We start from the raw sequence: 18,835 nt of genomic DNA on the forward strand, positions 1-18,835 counted from the left end.
ACCGCTCAAGAGGAGGAAGTGCAATGAACAGTGTCGCAGAAGACGAACGCCAGATCTACCGCAAGATCATCCAAATCGCGCGGGCAATGGACGAGAGAGACTGGTCCACGATCGAAGCGATCGCTGCTCCCGATGCAACCGGCGACTTCGGAAACGGACAACTGACCTCTGCTGAAGAAATTGTTGCTCTACTCCGTTCATTCCTCGACGAGTGCGGCCCCACCCAGCACCTAATCGGAAACGTCTTGATCGAAGTCGACGGAGATAAAGCCACGAGTAGGGCGTATGTAGCAGATATGCACCTCGGCACAGGACACCTCGAGGGACAGTACTTTCGAACGTTGGGCGACTACCACGACTCGTGGTCGAGAATCGCGAGCGGTTGGAAGCTCACTCGACGTTGCAAAATTCACACAGGGACAATGGGCAACATTGAAGTTCTGGCACACGCAATACCCTCTCCCCCAATCTAATCAGAGCCAAAAAGAGTAGTGAAATTTCTCTAGGAGGTAACGTCACGATGAACGCACTGACCAACAAGACTGTCATCATTACCGGCGGTGCACAAGGGATGGGGGCCGCCACCGCAAAGCTGCTCACTGAGCAGGGCGCTCGCGTAGTGGTCGCCGATGTCGCCGAGGAACCCGGAAAGTCACTGGTGGCAAAACTCGGAGATACGGCTTCGTTCTTCCGACTCGATGTCACAAGCGAAAGCGATTGGCAGGCTGCGCTTCTTCACACTCTCGAGCATCATGGCACCGTGACTTCTCTCGTCAACAATGCGGGCATCAACTACTTCAGCGGTGTGTTGGACATCGAGGAGGAGAAGGTGATGCGACTGCTGTCGATCAACGTCCTCGGCGCCATGCTCGGCGTGAAAACCATTGCGCCCGGTATCAAACAGGCTGGATCGGGTGGTGCAATTGTCAACATTTCATCACTGGACGGACTGAGGGCAGTAAACGGTCTCAGCGCATACGTAGCCAGCAAGTGGGCGCTTCGCGGGTTGACCAAAGCACAAGCACTCGAATTGGGCCCTGACATTCGAGTCAATTCAGTTCATCCAGGCGGCGTTAATACACAGTTGGGTAATCCGACAGGCATCACCGGGGCGGAACTCAACCAGCCGTACACTCGAGTTCCACTTCGCCGAATCGGTGAACCGAATGAGATTGCCGCCGCGACTGCGTTTCTCATCAGCGACGCGGCCAGTTACATGACCGGGGCTGAACTTGCAGTCGATGGCGGTTGGACTGCCGGCTACTACCACGCCGGGCTTCCCGGCGGACCGGAGTGAACTGACATGCCCACACACGAAGAGATCGAAAAGATCGTCCGCAGGTATCTGAGTGCGGCTGCGATGGGAACAGGCGAAGAGATCGCCGATTTGTACTCCCCGGAGGCAACTGTCGAGGACCCGGTTGGCACACCCGCACACGTGGGACGTGATCAGATCGTCGAGTTCTACCAATCGGTCAGAGGCGGAGAACGCGAGATCGAGCTACTGACACTTCGCATCGCGGCCAATACCGCTGCGTTTCATTTCCGTGTGACCACCAAGATAGACGATACGACCGTTGTCGTCGAACCCATAGACGTCATGACATTCGACGACGATGCGCGCATTGTGTCGATGAAAGCCATCTGGTCACCATCGGACCTACAAACACAAGGATGACCGTCACTGGATCCGCTGATCAGTGCCAGTAGTGTGTACATGCCCGACTTACGTTAATCGATTGCCCTCCGGCTTTTCCCACACTAACCAGATACGAACCCCCGTATAGAAAGCCAAGAAAGTGCCCGCCACGGTTTCCGTGGCGGGCATTTTCAGTTGAGCCGGGTTCAGATGCGGGTGTTCAGTGCCTGTGCGATCTGATCGGTCTGGGCCTGGTTCTCGAGCAGCTGACGCACCAACCACAGCCGCAGGACCTTGGCCACGGACGCGGCGATGAACATCGCCGCTCCGATGACCGTCAACGCCAGGAACGCGATAGCCAAGATCTGGTACGACGCGATGTTGCGCAGGTCCGATTCGGTGAGCGAGGAGATGTAGAGGACAAACGCGCCGACTACCCCCACCACCATCAGGATCAGGCCGCCGAACAGTGTTTTCGCGTCGCCACCGGACTGTCCCTTGTCGAGTTTGAGGTCGGTGATGTTCTTCTTGAACTCATCACGGCGATCTTCAACTGTCGTCATCGTCATCCTCCTAGATAACTGGTAGAAAGTTCTTCTTCGATCTCATGCGGGTCACCGACCCGAGTAACGCGACCCTGCAACATCAACGCCGCCGACGTCGCGATCGGCAACACCGCCCGCGCGAACTGCTCCGCCACGAGGATGGAAATACCTTCCGCGGCAAGTGAACCCACCACGTCGTACATCTGCGAGACAATTCGAGGTGCCAGACCCATCGACAACTCGTCGAGCAGCAACACCGTCGGATGAGTTCCCAATGCCCGCGAAAGTGCCAGCATCTGCTGCTCACCGCCCGACATCGAACCCGCCAACTGGCCCCGACGCTCCCCCAAAATCGGGAAACGTGTGTACGCAACCTCTTCCAGGTCCGCGAGCGAGGCTCCGGTTCCGGTGGCGATCCACAGGTTCTCCCGCACCGACAGGTTCGCGAAGATCCCACGCCCTTCCGGGATGGAACACACACCCAACCGGGCGAGTTCGGACGCTTCGATTCCGTTGACGACCCGTCCGGCGAGTTTGAACTCCCCGCGTGTGACCGGTAGGACACCGGAGCACACCTTCAACGTGGAGGTTTTTCCGCCGCCGTTCGGCCCGAGCAACGCGACAACGGCGCCGGGCTGCAGGACGAGGTCCACGCCGTGGAGGACTTCGATGGCCCCGTAACCGGCACGCACACCCGATAATTCGAGCAACGGCTCCGGACGCGGTGTTTCGGCCGCTGCCGGGTCGATCGTTGCTGCGGTCATACTGCTTCCTCCTCGGTGCCGATGTACGCGGCGATCACGTCCGGGTCGGTGCGGATCTTCTCCGGATCACCCGAGGCCAACACCGCTCCGTAGTCGAGTACGTGAATCGTCGAGCACACCTTCATCACCAACGGAATATCGTGCTCGACCAGACAAATTCCCAGACCCCCCGCTGCGAGGTCGGTGAGCATCTGCGCGAACACCTCCGTTTCCTGCTCGGTCTGACCCGATGCCGGCTCGTCGAGAAGCAGAATCCGCGGGTTCGTCATCAAGGCCCGCGCGACCTCGACGACTCGGGCGCGGCCGGTGGGGATGTCGGAGACATCTTTTTCCGCTACATCGCTCAGGCCGGTCAGCTCGAGCAGTCGATCCGTTTCGGCGTCGACGTCGATCTTGTTGCCGCTGTTCGCTTTGTGGATGTCGCCGGCGACGCGCAGGTTGTCGCGCACCGACAACGAGACGAACAACTCGAGGCGCTGGAACGTGCGCGCCAAACCTTTGTTGGCGCGCTTGTGCGGCGCCAACTTCGTCACGTCCACGCCATCGAGGAAGACCTGTCCCGACGTCGGTTTCTGCAACCCGGTGATGGTGTTGAACAGGGTGGTCTTACCGGCGCCGTTCGGGCCGATCAACCCGGTCACCGTTCCCGGGGCCACCGTCAGGGACACATCCTTGACGGCCACGTGGCCACCGAAACGTACCGTGACACCGCGGGTTTCGAGCAAAGGTGTCTCAGACATGAGCGGCCAACTCCTTTTCGGATTTGACGAGGTCGATGCCGAGTTCACGGTCGAGTTCGCCGCGGACGTCGTCGCTGTACGGGACGTCGATCCCGACCTCTTCCGGGACCAGCGTCTTCTTCGCCGCCAACTCCTCCGGGGTGAGAACTGCTGCCGGCATGACCATTTCACCGATCACCGGCAACAGGAACACCACCGCGATGGTGATGGAGGCAAACCACCAGTTCCCGAGCACCCCACCCAAGGCGAGCAGATACGTCACCGCGATCACGGCGGCGCCGCCGTAAAGGACCGGCTTCGCGTTCATCAAACGGCGGTACCCTTCGACGACCTGGTGGATGGTGCCGCTGGGGTTCGCGCCGACACCGATACCGATCAACGCCGGGCTCACTGCCGCGATGTTGCCCAGCAGCAGCCACATTCCCTCGAGTTCGGGCTGCGCCGACGCGAGGTTGGTGAACGAGACCATGATGACGGCAAAACCGATGCCCGCCATCAAACCACCGAACAGGGCGCCACTGACGTAGCCGATCCCGGCGACGACGGTGAGCATCAGCAGCGACAACGAGACCATGATCGCGAAACTCTCCCCCGAGACCGAGCCCATCGCGCTCGACATCAGGATGCCGCCCAATCCGGCGATGCCGGAGGAGATCATGAACACGCTCAGCTTGAGCCGAACCAGGGACTGGCCGAGCATCGCCGATCCGGCGGGGCTGTCCTTCATCGCGGCGAGTCGACGGCCGTAACCGCTGTTGCGCAACGCGATCACTCCGACACCGAGCACGGAGAACAGTGCGGTGACGGTCATCAGGAACACCGTGTCGTTACTGAGATCGAGCGGCCCGACCTTCAGGGGCGGGATCGCGATGTTGCCGTCCTTGAACAGCGAGTACCGGATGCCGAACATCTCGTGTTCGGTTGTATCACGCAGGACCATGTTGGAGAGGAACACACCGAACGCCATCGTCGCCAAAGCCAGATACAACCCGCGCAGACGCAGCGCCGGCAACGCGACGAGACCACCGATGACGGCGGTGACAAGCACACCGACGACGATGCCCCACAGGTTCAGATGCGCCGCCAACCCGCTACCGGAGATACCGAAATGGAACGCCACGATGGTGGCGATGGCACCGAAAGAGACCGGCGCCAAGTTCAATTCACCGGCATACCCGGTCAACAACGTCAGCGAGAGCGCTATGATCGCGAACGTCATCCCGATCGTCAACGTCGTGATCGCCGACGTCACCATCAGCAGACGCAACAGATACACGATGACAATGAGCGCGACACCCCAGATGACGGCCTTGCGGACCGACGGGACGTGATACCGCTCGCGGGTACGGGTGACGGCGCCGCGCAGACGGTCCTGCGGCAGCACGATCAACACCACGAACAGCGCGATCATCGGCAGGGAGACACGGAAATTCGACGTCCAACTCCAACTTGTCGGGAAGTACGCCAACACGTACGTACCGGCGAGACCGAGAACCACGGCGCCGACAAACGTGCGCGGAATACTGCGCAACCGACCGAACATCGCGGCGGCAAACGCGTCGATCACCAACAGCGTCAACATGTTCGCTTCGAGGGTGCCGCCGCTGATCGGGGTGATCAAGATACCCGCGAGCACCGCCAACGTCGATCCCATCGCCCACGACAACGCCGCCAAGCGTTCCGGGTTATGGCCGTTCAGGCGCAACAAATCCGGATCGTCGACGACACCGCGCATCGCGACACCGGCGCGGGTTTTGGTGAACAGGATCCGCAGGCCCACCGCGATACCGATCGCGACGAGGATGCAGATCAACTCGTGGTAGCGGATGCTCGCACCGAACACCGTGATCTTGGACTGATCACCGAAGAACATCTGCATAGTGCGCGCGGTCTCCGGATGCCAGAACCAATGCGAGATCGAGAGCATACCCAGCAGGATCGACACCGTGACAACAATTTTGGTGACCTCCGCCGTATCGCGCAGGCCCTTCATGATGAACAGATACAGGCCCAGCCCCATCAACGGGCCGACCACAACCAAAGAAATCAGCAACGCAACAACGGTCGGGAGTTCCCAGCCGTACCGCAACTGCCAGTAGATGAACGCACCGAGCATCGCCTGAGCGCCGTGCGCGAAATTGAAAATTCCGGACGTGTTGTACGTGAGCACCAACCCGGAAGCGGCGATCGCATACACCGATCCCAGGACCAAACCCAAGATCGTGAAAGTGACAAAAGTGTTCATAACTGAACCCTCGTTAGGGGAGGAAAGGCGGCACACTGCGCGCACTCGAAGCACACGGAGCGCGCCACCTTCCTCAGGTGAATCAGGACTGCGGCTTGATCACATTCGCGTTCTGATAGAGGGTCGCGACACGATCAGCCCCCAAATCGGTGCCCCACGTGCTCTTGTCGGTTGCGATCAGATACTTCGGGTCGCACTTGAACTCGGCAGCGGTGTCCGGGAATGACTGCGCATACGTTCCGCCAGTCAATCCCACCATCAACCCGCACGAAGCCGGCATGTTCTTGCCCGGATCGGTAGCGGCATGCAACCCACCGCCGGTCCAATCGTGGATCGACGACAGTTCGTTAACCATGCACTGACGCGTCAGATCAGATCCGCACTTATCCGCCGCAGTGGCCCAGAGCAGGAACGACGAAGCCGACTGCATACCGAGCAGCGCAATCTTTCCGTTCTCTTCCGAAACGAGGTCGACGTACTTCTGGACCGCCGGAACCTTGTCCGCATTCTCGATCAACGGGAAGATCGAACCCGCGCTGAGGTTGTCGAGCAGTCCGGTGTCCTTGTTCCAGGCGGCAACTCCTGAGTCGTACCAGGTAGCCTCACCGGCGAAGATCGGATCGATACCAACCTGATCGAGCGACTTGATGAAATTCAGTTCTGCCGGCACCGGCGAACGAGAAGTCCACAAACCCTTGACACCACAGGCTTTGAACTTCTCGGCAAACGGAAGGTAACTCGCCTCCCCCTCGTAGTTCAGGGTCACGCCGCAGTCCTTGAGCTTGAAGCCCGCAGCCTCAGCCATCGAGCGCACCTTGGTGGACGCCGTAATGATCGACGGAATTGTGCTGTTCACGATGTCGAAGTCGTTCAGCGTATCGGGGTGCATTTCTGCCATCTGGAACCATGCCGACGCGTTGGCGTAGTCGACGGGGAATGGGACACCCTGATAGGTCATCGGTCCGTTGGCGGCAACCGGCGACACCGTGAATCCGGGAACCGCAACCAAGTTGCAGGCCACACGGGTCTGCTCCGACGTCTGGTCCATCGCAAATCCGTGGCCGACCATCATGAACTGGCTGCCGCAGGCTTCCTGCATAACCGAGTTCGCCTGCATGAGCGCTGCATCGTAATCGGTACCGACAACCTTGCGACCGTTGATGCCGCCCTGATCGTTGCACCACGAGATGAGCGCACTGACCGCGTCACTCATCTCCTTGTTCAGCCCCGGAGCTTGCGCGTACCCGCGATCGTCCCCGAAACCGATCTTGATCTCGGTGTCACTGACACCCTGATCCGTCGCGCCCTTCGCATCCCCGTCGCCGCACGGCGAATCCAGGGTTCCGAACTTCGCATCGGAACTGCTCGACGCAGCATCGGCTGTTGCAGCTGATCCACCACTCGATGTAGCCGACGGGTCGTCGCCGCGATCCGACGAACAGGCAGACGCCAGGACGGCGGTCACAGCAAGTGCCACAACCAACTTCGTCGTCTTGTTGGGTTTCACGATATCGCTCTCCTCATTGTCGACTCGACCCGGCGATATCCGGACAGCGAGTCAGCTTCGGTATGCAGTTCGGCGAGCGTAAACGCGTCACACTGCGCAAATTCGCTAGTCTCCCGACTATCGGGAGACCTAAGTGCGCCACATCACATCTATGGGACTGGTGTGACGCAGACTCCCCTGAGGCTTGCGCCCCGACAGGACGCCGCGCGGACTCGTATCCCGACTCGCAAATATGTATCCTGTACTGGATCCAATTATGATCATCTGTTGCTGCTGGTCAGCGCACAGAAACCAATGCCGGAGGACCTCCTATGCACCCATCCCATGAACCCGTACGTTTCGCAGTTGAAGGCTCGGTCGCGAGAATCACGCTCGACAACCCCTCCAGAAAGAACGCCATCACTCTGGATATGGCTGCATCCATCGTCGAGTTCTGCGATCGAATCGAGAAAGACAGCTCGATCGGTGCCGTCCTGGTAGGTGCTGAAGGCCCGTACTTCTGCAGCGGCGCCGACACACGAGATTTGGCAGCATCATCCGCAGATCCCGCATCTGCGGAAGCCGTCCGACGGACCTCGGCGGTCTACGAGAGCTTTGTACGCGTGGGATCGCTGCCTGTACCGACCGTGTCGATGGTCGTGGGCGGCGCAGTTGGCGCCGGCCTCAACCTGGCAATGGCCACAGATATGATGCTGGTAACTCCGGATGCCGTGCTGGACAGCGGGTTTCTCGCCCGGCACATCCATCCCGGCGGCGGCCATTTGTCACTGTTGGGACGTGCACTCAGCACATCCGAAACCATCGCGATGGCCGGACTAGGCATCGCGCTCTCAGGCACCGACGCCGTACGCCGGGGACTTGCATACGCGTGCACCGATGCCGACGATATGGATGCTGAAGCCGCACAACTTGTTCGGCACGCAGCCGCCGACCCGGAACTCGCCAGGGCAATCAAGAACAGCATCCGATTGGAACTCGGTCCCCCCGCGGTCTCCTGGGCCTCAGCGCTCGAGATCGAAAGAGGCGTACAAATGTGGTCGATGGGACGCAAGGGCGACGCCGGGTGGAAGAACAAGCCCGCAAAGCCGACTCCAGTCAACTAGGCCTTACACAGAGAAAAGACGGACGACGCGAACCATACGAAGGTCACGTCGTCCGTCTGCAGCTCAGTCGATTGCTGCGCAAAGGCGCAATCGAGTGCGCTGCTGTCTATCCCACCGTGCTACGAGCCGACGCCACCAACTTCTTGATCGGCACGTCGACATCGGACAGATCATCCGGAGACAGTTCCATACGAGAACTCAACGCAGACTTCAACGTGAGAAAATCTGCCGGGGAATTCACACATTCGGCGGCAATCAACGTGCGCTCACGGAAGTACAGCGACGTAAGCCGATGTGGGCGAGCCGGATCCGTGCGAGTAACGGTCTGGTCGTAACCTTCGATCAGACCGGTGATCTGAAGTTTATACTTCCCTTGATCAGACCAGAACCACGGTAAACCCCGTAGCGACGACGGCTTCCCCGCAATGGTTCTTGCTGCAACAGTTGCCTGTTCAACGGCGTTGTCGACCGATTCGAGCCGAACACGATCACCCAGGCCCGGTCGCGTCATCGGATTGGGTTGATTTGCGCAATCACCTATTGCGATTGTCGATCCGTCGGATGCCACGCAATGCTCGTCCACGAGAATGCCGTTGTCACAATCGAGCCCGATTGCGGTACCGAGTTCATCACGCGGAAGTACGCCTACCCCGATAAGGACAAGATCCGCCGGGAGCCTCTGCCCACTACCGAGCATCACGCCGATCACGTCGCTCGATGTCGACACCAAAATCTCGGTGAGGACAGTTTCGAGTAGAACGGAAATGCCGGCCGTGCGATGTGCGTCGAGCAAGAAGGCTGAGGTGTGCGGGCCGAGTGCCCTACCCATCAGTTGCCTCCCTACCTCGACGACGGTGACCTTCTTACCCATCGCTTGTGCAGTCGCAGCAGCTTCGAGCCCGACAAAACCGCCTCCGATGACAACAACGTGCTGTGCGCGCGCCAGTTGCTCACGCACATGCAGCGCGTGCTCGACGTCGCGCAGATACACCACACCCCGCGTCCCGGGATCAGCGCCGGGAATGGCAAGCCGGCGAGGTCGGGCTCCGGTGGACAGCACCAACTGTTCGAATTCGTAGCGTGCCCCCAGTCGGGTAACGACGCTTCCAGAACCGTCCCCATTCATATCGATTTCGACTACTCGTTCACCGAGGACCAGATCAATTGTGTTCTCGGAATAGAACTCCCGATTTCGCAACATCAAGTCGGCAACAGATACCTCACCTGCCAGAAACGCCTTGGACAGTGGCGGTCGATGATAAGGATCCTGAAGCTCCGCGCCGACGATGCGAATCGGATGAGCGTAGCCTTCAACCCGCAGACTGCTCGCCAGTTGTACGCCGGCCTGGGATGCTCCGACAATGAGAGTGCCGGGATGGGAGCTGTTCACGATCCTCCGTCTTGCCCGTCGGGCGTCTGCCGATTGATGCTCGGACTGATCCCCAACGCTACTAGATAGATGTTTTCTGTCAACTAAATTCCAGCCCCGAACCCGCCACGTCAATTGGTACCGGACACCTGTTCCCGAACCTTGTCGACCCGATCTTGCCAGTTGTCGAGCCACTCGGGATGAGGGAAGATATGCGTCTTCTCCTCCGCCATTGCCCGGACGACCAGGTCGGCAACTTCTTCGGTCGAAATGCCTTCCTGCTCGATCGCCGCATTCACGGATTCCCGCAAGTTTTCGAGTTCCGGATCGGCCAGTGCCCTCGGAACGTGACTGGCGGGCGCATTGCGCTCATCATGTCGTATAGCTGTTGACGTATATGCCGGACACAGTGCTGCCACCCGGACATTCGGATGCTCGGTGGCAAATTCGTTGGACAGACTCTCCGACAGCGCCACTACAGCGGCCTTGGCAACCTTGTACGGGGCTTGATACGGACCAGTCAGGAAGCCCGCCATCGAAGCGGTATTGATGATGTAGGCACTGTCCTGTTCCGCCAAAATCGGCAGGAAGATCCTGCATCCGTGAATAGCGCCCCACATAGTCACTCCGATGGTCCACTCCCACGTTGCCGCGCTTGTGGTCGAAAACCGTTGCATACCTCCGACACCGGCGTTGTTGCACAGTACGTGGACTGCACCGAAACGATCGACCGAGGCATGAGCAAGCGCCTCGACGGAGGCAGCATCAGCCACATCGGTGCGCACTGCAAGGACCTCGCCGATCGTCGACAGCTCTTTCTCCGCGCGGGCGAGATCACCCGAATCGTTGTCTGCGACGACTACTTTCATCCCTTCCTTCAAGAAGCGACGAGCCAAGCCGAGCCCGATTCCATTTGCGCCACCGGTGACGACTGCTACACGGCCCTGAAGATCTCTCATCAGTTCTGAACCCCTGCGGCATCCCGTGCTGCGATGTAACCGAACACCAATCCTTGCCCGATAGTTGCGCCGGCGCCCGGATACGTGTCTCCGAAGGCATTGGCTGCGGTATTGCCGATCGCGTACAGGCCCTCGATCTCGCTGCCGTCCTCCCGACGTACCCGTCCCTTGGCGTCGGCCCGAATTCCGCCACAGGTACCCAGGTCGCTGAGAACCATCTTGACGGCGTACAGCGGGCCATCGGCGAGAGGACGCAGATTGGGGTTCGGCGAAATCGTCGGATCGCCGTAATAACGGTCGTATGCGCTGTTTCCACGATGGAAGTCGGGATCCATACCGGTCCGGGCAGACTCGTTGAAGCTCTCGAAGGTCTCGACAAAGCTATCGACGGGAACGCCTATCATCCGGCTCAGATCTTCCGGATTTGAAGCCTTGTAGGCGATTCCGGCGTCATACCACGACTCCGGAAGGGGTTGGCGCGGGAAAAGACCGGCCGCGAAGAGGTAACTGTTGCGGTAGCGCTGATCGAATACGATCCACATCGACTCGACCGGATCTCCGGCACGCTCACGACCCAGTACTCGTTGACCGAACGACATGTAGTCCTCGGACTCGTTCGTGAATCGGCGGCCCGTCTGATCGACGATGAACGAACCCGGCAAGGAGCGCTCGGCCAGCATGACTGCAGGTTGAGCACTAGGCAACGGTGCCACTGCCGGGAACCACCAAGCCTGGTCCATCAGGTCGATGTCCGCGCCGAGATCCTGTGCAATCCGGATCGCGTCGCCCGTATTCTGGTCGGAACCCAGGCTCGCATGCTCGGCTAGACTCTCGGACTGGAACTTTCGGCGCATATCCATATCATGATCGAATCCACCGGCAGCAAGGATCACACCGCGTCGGGCCGTAACCGTCACTTCGCGCCCGTTCTGCTCGACTACAGCGCCAGTCACACGGCCGTTCGTGTCCACCAGTCGCACGAGCGCCGTCTCGGTCCATACCGGAATTTGTGCATCGAGGATGCCTGCGAACAAGCCCGCGGCCAAAGCCTGTCCCCCAGCGATGTATTCGCGCCCCAGAGCTAGACCGCCAAGCCCAACAGCAAGCCTACGGAAGATGCGCGGCAATGCCTTGGCCGGCATCTTTGCCATCAGGTTCATCCACTTGTAGTCCGCGCCGGTGACTGGCATCGGCAGCGACGCCTCCATCAGTCCGGGTCGCAGGCGCTTGCGCTCGGAACCGAGAACCGATGCGTCGAACGGCAAGCACTCGCAGGTGCGGCCCGCTGAGGATCCACCCGGTTCCTCTGGATGGTAGTCGGAGTAGCCCTCCGCCCAGAAGAACTTCAGCGGAGTTGTCCGAAGCAGCATATCCATCGTGTCGGACGCATGGTCGAGGAAGCTCTCACCGCGATCTGCCGGCGCCGAATCGCGTACAACGGATCGGACGTATTCGCCGGCCCTGGCACGGGAATCACCGGCTCCGGACTTTTCCAGAATTTTGTTGGCAGGCAACCAGAATGCACCTCCGGATCGTGCCGTCGACCCACCGACGTACTCGGTCTTCTCGATGACGAGGGTCGAGAGCCCAAGCTCATGTGCTGCGAGCGCAGCGGCCATACCTGTACCCGATCCCACTACGAGCAGATCCACAGTGATGTCATGCGCTGTCGTCGCGGCTGGTGCTGAACTGGTGGACATGGTGCTCCTTCGATCTTCGGCCGCCGTCGGCAAAATACAGACACCAGCTCGTCATGGTTGGGTTGACGCCGGCTCAGACAAGAGAGTTGGGTGGTCCGGCTGAATGAATCGGCAAGGATTCCCGGACGTCGCTTCCCGGATGTCCTTGCTAATCGCCTTATCGGCCTATTTCGTGGCGGATCGCGATGTGAAGGTGAAATTCTCCACATCGGGCTCACGCAGCATCGTCCAGTAGTCGACTAGTCGCCATGGACAAGGAACGATCGCTCGCCCCTTGCTGTTTCGGTAGTAACCCGTGACGTCCTTGCCAGGATGAGCCCACACCGTCTTGTCGAGTGCAGCATCAACCTTCTGGTTGTACTCCACCATTGCCTGGTTCTCGACGTCCATCGACGCGTAGTCGTTTTCTACGAGGTATTGCAAGCACTCGACCACATAATGCACATGCTCTTCGCTGGTGATATTGTGCCCCGCACCATGATTGGGCGCAGCATTTGGCCCGGCCGTGACAAAGAGGTTCGGGAACCCTGGCACTTGAATACCCAGATAGGCACGGGGGTCGTCACCGAACTCCCAAAGTTCGGCCAGCCGTTGACCTTCCCGCCCGGTGATGTCGATCAACGAAGCGTACTCGAGCTTGAAACCCGTTGCGAGAATAATGACGTCCGCAGCGATGAACTCTCCGTCCGTCGTTGTTACTCCGTCCGGGTGCACCTCGGCGAAACCTGCACGATGAAGGTTCACATTCTCGCGCCTGAGCGCCTGAAAAAACCCCGGATCTTTGACAATGCGTTTTGCATAGGGCCGAAAATCGGGAGTCAGCTTTTCAATCAGGTCCGGGCGATCGGGAAAGGATTCGTTCAGGTATCGCAGTGAGGTCTGCATGACGAGATCGTTCACGGGAGAGACAGACAAATGCGACTTCGCCCATTCGGGGTCGATCCTCGGTACCGGGTACAGATTGTCGGACGCAAGCCAATACGCTCTGAGTCGGAACCACTCCTGGTAATACGGCAAGTGCCGCATTGCCCAACGTTCCGCCTGCGGAACATCGTTGACCACAGTCTTTTCCGGAACAATCCAGTGTGGGGTACGAACGACCACGTCAAGTGTCTCGACCTTGTCCACGATGTTCGTCACCAATTGAACCGATGTGCACCCGGTTCCCAGAACGACCACACGACGCCCTTCGACGTCGATATCATCACTCCACTCCGCGGTGTGGACGAGCGTTCCCTCAAATGAATCCAAACCTGGAACATCCGGAATGTTCGGCGCGTTGAGGACACCGAGCGCCGTCACCAACGCTTGTGCTCGATGGTCTGTTATCTCACCGTCCGCAGATTGCGTTCGCACGTGCCACTTCTGCTCCCGCTCGACCCAGTCGGCCGACAGAACCTTCGTCGACAGTTCGATGTGACGGTTCAGATCGTATTTCTCTACGACACGTTCCAGATAAGCCAAGTATTCAGGCCCGGACGGGTAGTACTTCGACCAGTCGGGGTTGAGCTCGAACGAATAGGAGTAGTAGTGACTCGGGGTGTCCACTGCAGCGCCGGGATAGGTGTTCCGCGACCATGTTCCGCCGATCTCGTCGCGGGCTTCGAAGACACGGTATCGAAATCCTGCGTCGCCCAGTTTGACTGCTGCGTTGATCCCGATAATGCCGGCGCCGACGACTATGACGTCGAAATCCTCTGGCGGAGATTTTGTTACCGGTACACAGCGTTGACCGATACGGAAACCGGCCTGTTCGAACAACAACGGAATGAACTCCGCGTCAACGTCCGACGCGGTACACAGCGAGGCCATTCGCCGAAACAGAACCTCGTCCGGAACACCGAGTACTGCAGTTGATTCCGCTCGCAACAGCTGCGCGGCACGGGCTCGGATCTTCTCCGAAACACTGTCCGGAAAAGCCCCAAGAGGTAGTGCCGGAGTCCCACTGCCCGACGAATAGTGAACTCCGGTCGTGTTCTGGGCATTGGCCATATCTTTTCTGGCAGTATCCAGTTCGGCTGCAAACTCGTCGAGTAGGCCGAGGTCACCACTCACGTGCACCATGGACATCAGCAGCGCAGCCGGGTTACATACGGCAATCGCGGCCGCGAGTTGGGCAGCATCATCACCGTCGAGTTGTGTTCCTGCCCCGTCGGCAAAATCGGTCGCTGTCATTTTCAGCCCTTCGAAGGATCAATAGATTGCAAAGAGGTTCGCGCTGGAATAGAAACCCCCATGCGCTCCAGCATGATACGAGGATCTACAGGAGGGGTCAGGTCTCTGAGTTGATCAGCGCGTTGAGTGGCTGATCGCCGGCAAGCTTCGTCGTTCGAGAAGACCCAGAAATCTCCGCGGGCGATTGCTTCGGTCATGTGCTCTGCTGCCTCGACCGGATCGAGTCCGGTTGTTACGTTGTCACGTTGCATTGCGTCGAACACGGCATTCGCGATGGGATTGTTCGACGGTGCTTCGCGCTGCGCGGCTCGAAAGATCTCGCTCCGAATCGAATGCGGAACAACCGCCGAGACCTGGATTGGCGCACCTGTCAACGAAATATCTTGGTACAGACTCTCCGTCATCGCCAGCACTGCGAACTTACTCACGACATAGGGACCCTGCACGGCTACGCTGTTCAATCCCCCTACAGACGACAGATTGGCGATGCATGCGGGTGTGCCGACTGCCAACATGCGTGGCACAAAGGAACGGAGACAGTAGAAGACGCCGTCGACATTGATGTCCATCAAGCGCTTCCACCGTTCGACATCGACTTCCCAGAGAAGTCCAGCCGTTTCGACTCCGGCATTGTTGATGAGCAATTCCACACTTCCGAACCGCGAGAAAATGCTCTCGGCCATGTCCTCGACGGCGGCCGCGTCGGTGACGTCGATCCCGTAGCTCACTGCGGATCCCCCGGCCACGTTGATTCCTTCAGCAACCCAGGCGGCTTTGTCGGTGTCGATGTCTGCAATGACGACCGTCATACCCAGCTGTGCGAGGTGTAGAACGAACCCTTCGCCGATGCCCGCAGCTCCGCCTGTGACAACTGCTGTGCCGGAACCGAACCGACTTTGAGCTTCAGACATTTCTACTCCCTCTGATCAATGCATCCGAACCGAGATCGGTGGGATGAAGACTGGACTGCAGAAAGTCAATTGTTCGACCGAGCAGTTCTCTCGCCGGCTCGAGCGCCGCGGTCAGGGTCGCGAAACCGTGCATCATTCCGTCGTACCGCACCAACTCCACTCGCACCCCCGCCCGCATCAGACGTCGGGCGTACTCTTCCGTCGCATCTCGGGTCGGATCTATCTCCGCGGTGACAATGAGCGCGGACGGCAGTCCACTGACATCCTGCGCCAGGGCAGGATTCACGTACGGTGACCTTCGTTCGGCGTCTGTGCTGACATACTGCTCCCAGAACCATTCACAGTCTGCAGTCGTCAACATTTTTGTCGAATGCTCCGGGTTCGAAACTCTCATTTCTGCACCACCGTAGAAGCTCACCTGGGCGTCGGGCATCGGCAGTCCAAGATCGCGTAGCTGCTGCCCCAGCGTGAACACCAATGTTCCACCAGCACTTTCACCAGCTAGTGCCGTTCTCACCCCAGTGGTCTCACCGAGCTCGATTGGTGACGACTTGATCCAGCACCACACTTCTCGGCAATCGTCGAGCGCGGCCGGGTACGGATTCTCCGGCGCCAGACGATAGTCAACGGACACAACGACAACATTTGCTGCAATACTCAGTTTGCGGAGATACTCCTCGTTCTGATTCAGCCCACCCATCGTGAAGCCGCCACTGTGCATCCATTGCACGACGGGAAGCCTCGGCTCCGCGGAGGGGCGGTAAATCCGAACGGGTATGTCTGCGCGTGAAGTCGAAACGATGACATCACGGGACTGATAAATGGGTGTTGTCGGCGGCACTGCAATCCGCCCGAGCACCGAACGTAGCTCGGCGAGCGGGGTTCCACTCATCGACTGGGGAAATCGTGCGGCGGCAGCGTCTACGAGGCTCTGCGCGGCGGGCGACAACGGCATAGTGCGAACCTCAACCTCAAACCGCGGAGCTACGCGCGTCGTGATGGGTCGACAACTCCGAGTACACAACCGACTCTCGGGTATCGAGAACAACTTCGAGACTCGCAAGTAGCACGGCGTCGCCGGCAACGTGGGCCGTCCAATGCGCCAGCCCGCTCGAAACAGCGTACGGTCGGCCATCGACAATTTTGGTCACGAAGATATACGACGAGAATGCGACGGTACTGCCCGTCCTCGCCGTAACGAATATGTTATTGCTGTTGTGACGCAACGGATACGGACTCGCATGCCGATGGGTCTCCTGCCACGCCATCACTTCATCGGCGCCGCGCACGTCACAACGAATGAAGTCTTCGTATTCCGTTGCGCCGGTGTCACTTCTGCAACTGAAGGCAAATTCGTCGACAATCACGGCACGTAGGGCATCCCGGTTCCACTCGTCGTAGTGAAACCACCAACTACCCACCAACTGGACCAGCTCACCGATTATGGTCCCTGCGTTACCTCTGTCGGACGACACTTCGAACTCCTCACTCTGACGACTGACATTCCGTGACTTGGAAACGCCGTATACGTAGCGACGTTAGTGTGATGACGCTCTCGTCCGAAAGTATCTGTTCCATTCAGGCGACACATACGATGTGCCGCCCGAATTTACATGCCGGACGGGGAGATATTGGGGTTCGCCCATGCAGGCGGTTCACGGCGTGGCATAGATCCCTGACCGTCCAATGTCTTGACATCGAGCTCGTTGTGCCACGGAAAATGCAAGCTGAACGCTACGAGCCCGGTCCGTTCATCGGCAGGAACAGTGCACATCGCGAGGACTGTCTCCACGAGGTATTCGACCGGCTCCGTCTCGTAACCTGCAGGAAGAAGGGCGTCGGCACCAGGCGTCGAAATAGCTGTCGACGGCCCAACCACATTGACGGCGATGTTGTCGTCGAGCAGTTCCGCTGCGAGGCCCTGAGTCAAGCGATGCAGGGCGGCTTTGGTTGCCGCATAGATCACGTCACCCGAAGTCTTGTTGTACTCGCGGAACGGCCTGATCGGGCTCAGCCCTGTCGACGAACCGATATTCACGATCCATCCCGCGCCGCGGGAACGCATATGCGGGATTGCAGCTTGCGCCAGCACGAATGGCGCACGAATGTAATGCTCGATAGTTCGGTCGAACGTCTCGAGAGACATTTTCTCGACGGTCGAATAGTCGGCAAACCCAGCGTTGTTGACCAGGATGTCAATTCCACCGGTGGCTTCGACAACGCGTTCGATCAGGGTGCCGCGTGCATCGGTATCTTCAAGATCAGCCGGAATAGCCAGCGCGCTACCACCATTCGCCTCGATCATCGCAACGGTCTCGGCAAGCGAGCCTTCGACTACCACGCTCTCTCCGCCTCGAATCGCCGATGTCGGTCCAGCTGACCGTGCCGTAACCACCACGGTCGCACCCTCGGCCGCGAGGCGGCGAGCAATTGCACGTCCGATGCCGCGACTACTTCCGGTGACCAGCGCGGTCTTGCCCGTCAATGTGTTTGTCATGTAATTCTCCGGCTTGTAGGTTTCGAGGTTGCGTGCGGTCAGTATGAACAAGTCCGGCGCACCACACAGAATGATGCGTGGTGGGAAGTCGAATTGGTTGCTGCTCTCCCGCATAACGGGAGACGATGTTGACCCACTCCCGCGTAGCGGGAGACGAAGTTGACCACACTGGCCACCGATGGACTAATACGAGTGATCAGCCTCACTGCGAGGCCAACTTTTCCCGCGCGTACGCGGATCAGCTCTCTCAAATCATCTCCTACAGCGAGGTATTCATGAGTATCGGTACACGTTTTGCCTTTACGAAGGTTTTCGCGAATGACGTGACGTCACTAGCAGACTTCTACGTGGCGACACTCGGATTGACGATCAAGGCCCGACTCGACATCGGAGAGGGCAAGGACGCAATCGAGGAAATCATCCTGACGAGCGGTCGAGACGACGACTCCAGCTTGATTCTCTGGCGATATCTGGAGCGCGCAACGCCTGCCCCTGGTGAGGCCGTGCTGGGTTTCAACGTACCGGATATCGAAGAGACGCTTCGACTGGCGGAACTGGCCGGCGGTTCGGTGTCCGAACCGCCAAAGGAATACACCGAAATGCGAGCCATCGTTGCTTTCGTCCTTGACCCCGAAGGACATCTGCTCGAGATCGTCCAGAATTTCTAGAAGTCGAAATCCA

The 18,835-nt window shown here is 59.1% G+C and carries 18 protein-coding genes; 5 read left to right on the top strand and 13 right to left on the bottom strand.

Annotated features, from left to right (window positions below; translation table 11 throughout):
* The first annotated feature begins 23 nt into the window (after nt 1-23).
* The 3 genes from FEZ60_RS22450 to FEZ60_RS22460 are packed head-to-tail and all read left to right on the top strand — an operon-like array spanning nt 24 to nt 1,678.
* Nucleotides 24-473: a nuclear transport factor 2 family protein gene (locus tag FEZ60_RS22450; RefSeq protein ID WP_045065181.1), complete on the top strand. Its 450-nt coding sequence runs from the start codon at nt 24-26 to the stop codon at nt 471-473.
* Between the two features lie 47 nt (nt 474-520).
* Nucleotides 521-1,297 carry a glucose 1-dehydrogenase gene (locus FEZ60_RS22455; RefSeq protein WP_045065183.1) on the top strand — a complete coding sequence of 259 codons (777 nt, stop codon included), beginning with the start codon at nt 521-523 and terminating at the stop codon, nt 1,295-1,297.
* Nucleotides 1,298-1,303: 6 nt separating this feature from the next.
* On the top strand, nt 1,304-1,678 hold the full coding sequence (locus FEZ60_RS22460; RefSeq protein WP_045065185.1) for a nuclear transport factor 2 family protein: 375 nt from the start codon (nt 1,304-1,306) through the stop codon (nt 1,676-1,678).
* Between the two features lie 167 nt (nt 1,679-1,845).
* On the opposite strand, the gene FEZ60_RS22465 is transcribed toward FEZ60_RS22460, so the two are convergent.
* From FEZ60_RS22465 to FEZ60_RS22485, 5 genes are all read right to left on the bottom strand, one after another.
* On the bottom strand, nt 1,846-2,208 hold the full coding sequence (locus FEZ60_RS22465) for a hypothetical protein (RefSeq protein WP_172937029.1): 363 nt from the start codon (nt 2,206-2,208) through the stop codon (nt 1,846-1,848).
* The gene (locus FEZ60_RS22470; RefSeq protein ID WP_051730716.1) at nt 2,205-2,948 is read right to left on the bottom strand and encodes an ABC transporter ATP-binding protein; all 744 of its coding nucleotides are present in this window, start codon (nt 2,946-2,948) and stop codon (nt 2,205-2,207) included. The genes FEZ60_RS22465 and FEZ60_RS22470 overlap by 4 nt, the downstream gene beginning before the upstream one ends.
* Nucleotides 2,945-3,688 (bottom strand): ABC transporter ATP-binding protein, encoded by a 744-nt coding sequence (locus FEZ60_RS22475; RefSeq protein ID WP_033236481.1) that lies wholly within the window; start codon nt 3,686-3,688, stop codon nt 2,945-2,947. Before FEZ60_RS22475 ends, FEZ60_RS22470 begins: the two co-directional genes overlap by 4 nt.
* Nucleotides 3,681-5,933, bottom strand: a complete 2,253-nt coding sequence (locus tag FEZ60_RS22480) for an ABC transporter permease (protein WP_172937030.1) — start codon at nt 5,931-5,933, stop codon at nt 3,681-3,683. Before FEZ60_RS22480 ends, FEZ60_RS22475 begins: the two co-directional genes overlap by 8 nt.
* 82 nt (nt 5,934-6,015) lie before the next feature.
* Complete coding sequence (locus FEZ60_RS22485; RefSeq protein WP_045065192.1) at nt 6,016-7,440, bottom strand: ABC transporter substrate-binding protein; 1,425 nt, start codon at nt 7,438-7,440, stop codon at nt 6,016-6,018.
* Nucleotides 7,441-7,751: 311 nt separating this feature from the next.
* On the opposite strand from FEZ60_RS22485, the gene FEZ60_RS22490 reads away from it, so the two are divergent.
* A complete protein-coding gene (locus tag FEZ60_RS22490) occupies nt 7,752-8,543 on the top strand; it encodes an enoyl-CoA hydratase-related protein (protein WP_045065194.1) in 792 nt (263 codons plus the stop codon).
* 106 nt (nt 8,544-8,649) lie between these two features.
* On the opposite strand, the gene FEZ60_RS22495 is transcribed toward FEZ60_RS22490, so the two are convergent.
* The 8 genes from FEZ60_RS22495 to FEZ60_RS22530 form a co-directional block, all read right to left on the bottom strand.
* Nucleotides 8,650-9,933: an FAD-dependent oxidoreductase gene (locus FEZ60_RS22495; protein WP_233364118.1), complete on the bottom strand. Its 1,284-nt coding sequence runs from the start codon at nt 9,931-9,933 to the stop codon at nt 8,650-8,652.
* 110 nt (nt 9,934-10,043) lie between these two features.
* On the bottom strand, nt 10,044-10,871 hold the full coding sequence (locus FEZ60_RS22500; protein WP_052683379.1) for an SDR family NAD(P)-dependent oxidoreductase: 828 nt from the start codon (nt 10,869-10,871) through the stop codon (nt 10,044-10,046).
* Nucleotides 10,871-12,571, bottom strand: a complete 1,701-nt coding sequence (locus FEZ60_RS22505; RefSeq protein WP_045065198.1) for a 3-ketosteroid-delta-1-dehydrogenase — start codon at nt 12,569-12,571, stop codon at nt 10,871-10,873. The genes FEZ60_RS22500 and FEZ60_RS22505 overlap by 1 nt, the downstream gene beginning before the upstream one ends.
* 165 nt (nt 12,572-12,736) lie before the next feature.
* Nucleotides 12,737-14,746: an NAD(P)/FAD-dependent oxidoreductase gene (locus FEZ60_RS22510; protein ID WP_045065201.1), complete on the bottom strand. Its 2,010-nt coding sequence runs from the start codon at nt 14,744-14,746 to the stop codon at nt 12,737-12,739.
* 2 nt (nt 14,747-14,748) lie between these two features.
* Complete coding sequence (locus FEZ60_RS22515; RefSeq protein WP_045065203.1) at nt 14,749-15,657, bottom strand: SDR family NAD(P)-dependent oxidoreductase; 909 nt, start codon at nt 15,655-15,657, stop codon at nt 14,749-14,751.
* Nucleotides 15,650-16,612 (bottom strand): alpha/beta hydrolase, encoded by a 963-nt coding sequence (locus FEZ60_RS22520; RefSeq protein WP_045065204.1) that lies wholly within the window; start codon nt 16,610-16,612, stop codon nt 15,650-15,652. The genes FEZ60_RS22515 and FEZ60_RS22520 overlap by 8 nt, the downstream gene beginning before the upstream one ends.
* A 16-nt stretch (nt 16,613-16,628) precedes the next feature.
* Complete coding sequence (locus FEZ60_RS22525; protein WP_346343399.1) at nt 16,629-17,132, bottom strand: hypothetical protein; 504 nt, start codon at nt 17,130-17,132, stop codon at nt 16,629-16,631.
* A gap of 134 nt (nt 17,133-17,266) precedes the next feature.
* Nucleotides 17,267-18,154: an SDR family NAD(P)-dependent oxidoreductase gene (locus tag FEZ60_RS22530; protein ID WP_172937038.1), complete on the bottom strand. Its 888-nt coding sequence runs from the start codon at nt 18,152-18,154 to the stop codon at nt 17,267-17,269.
* A gap of 275 nt (nt 18,155-18,429) precedes the next feature.
* Here FEZ60_RS22530 and FEZ60_RS22535 point away from each other — a divergent pair, with 275 nt between their 5' ends.
* Nucleotides 18,430-18,822 (top strand): VOC family protein, encoded by a 393-nt coding sequence (locus FEZ60_RS22535; RefSeq protein ID WP_172937031.1) that lies wholly within the window; start codon nt 18,430-18,432, stop codon nt 18,820-18,822.
* Nucleotides 18,823-18,835: the final 13 nt, after the last annotated feature.

Source organism: Rhodococcus sp. MS16 (assembly GCF_013277795.1).
Taxonomy (GTDB): domain Bacteria; phylum Actinomycetota; class Actinomycetes; order Mycobacteriales; family Mycobacteriaceae; genus Rhodococcus_F; species Rhodococcus_F globerula.

Bases quoted from the DNA above. Each gene is read 5' to 3' on its own strand.
- FEZ60_RS22530 (WP_172937038.1), bottom strand. From the start codon at position 18,154: ATGACAAACACATTGACGGGCAAGACCGCGCTGGTCACCGGAAGTAGT.
- FEZ60_RS22535 (WP_172937031.1), top strand. From the start codon at position 18,430: ATGAGTATCGGTACACGTTTTGCCTTTACGAAGGTTTTCGCGAATGAC.
- FEZ60_RS22480 (WP_172937030.1), bottom strand. From the start codon at position 5,933: ATGAACACTTTTGTCACTTTCACGATCTTGGGTTTGGTCCTGGGATCG.
- FEZ60_RS22500 (WP_052683379.1), bottom strand. From the start codon at position 10,871: ATGAGAGATCTTCAGGGCCGTGTAGCAGTCGTCACCGGTGGCGCAAAT.
- FEZ60_RS22470 (WP_051730716.1), bottom strand. From the start codon at position 2,948: ATGACCGCAGCAACGATCGACCCGGCAGCGGCCGAAACACCGCGTCCG.
- FEZ60_RS22520 (WP_045065204.1), bottom strand. From the start codon at position 16,612: ATGCCGTTGTCGCCCGCCGCGCAGAGCCTCGTAGACGCTGCCGCCGCA.
- FEZ60_RS22460 (WP_045065185.1), top strand. From the start codon at position 1,304: ATGCCCACACACGAAGAGATCGAAAAGATCGTCCGCAGGTATCTGAGT.
- FEZ60_RS22510 (WP_045065201.1), bottom strand. From the start codon at position 14,746: ATGACAGCGACCGATTTTGCCGACGGGGCAGGAACACAACTCGACGGT.
- FEZ60_RS22475 (WP_033236481.1), bottom strand. From the start codon at position 3,688: ATGTCTGAGACACCTTTGCTCGAAACCCGCGGTGTCACGGTACGTTTC.
- FEZ60_RS22455 (WP_045065183.1), top strand. From the start codon at position 521: ATGAACGCACTGACCAACAAGACTGTCATCATTACCGGCGGTGCACAA.
- FEZ60_RS22505 (WP_045065198.1), bottom strand. From the start codon at position 12,571: ATGTCCACCAGTTCAGCACCAGCCGCGACGACAGCGCATGACATCACT.
- FEZ60_RS22465 (WP_172937029.1), bottom strand. From the start codon at position 2,208: ATGACGATGACGACAGTTGAAGATCGCCGTGATGAGTTCAAGAAGAAC.
- FEZ60_RS22450 (WP_045065181.1), top strand. From the start codon at position 24: ATGAACAGTGTCGCAGAAGACGAACGCCAGATCTACCGCAAGATCATC.
- FEZ60_RS22515 (WP_045065203.1), bottom strand. From the start codon at position 15,657: ATGTCTGAAGCTCAAAGTCGGTTCGGTTCCGGCACAGCAGTTGTCACA.
- FEZ60_RS22490 (WP_045065194.1), top strand. From the start codon at position 7,752: ATGCACCCATCCCATGAACCCGTACGTTTCGCAGTTGAAGGCTCGGTC.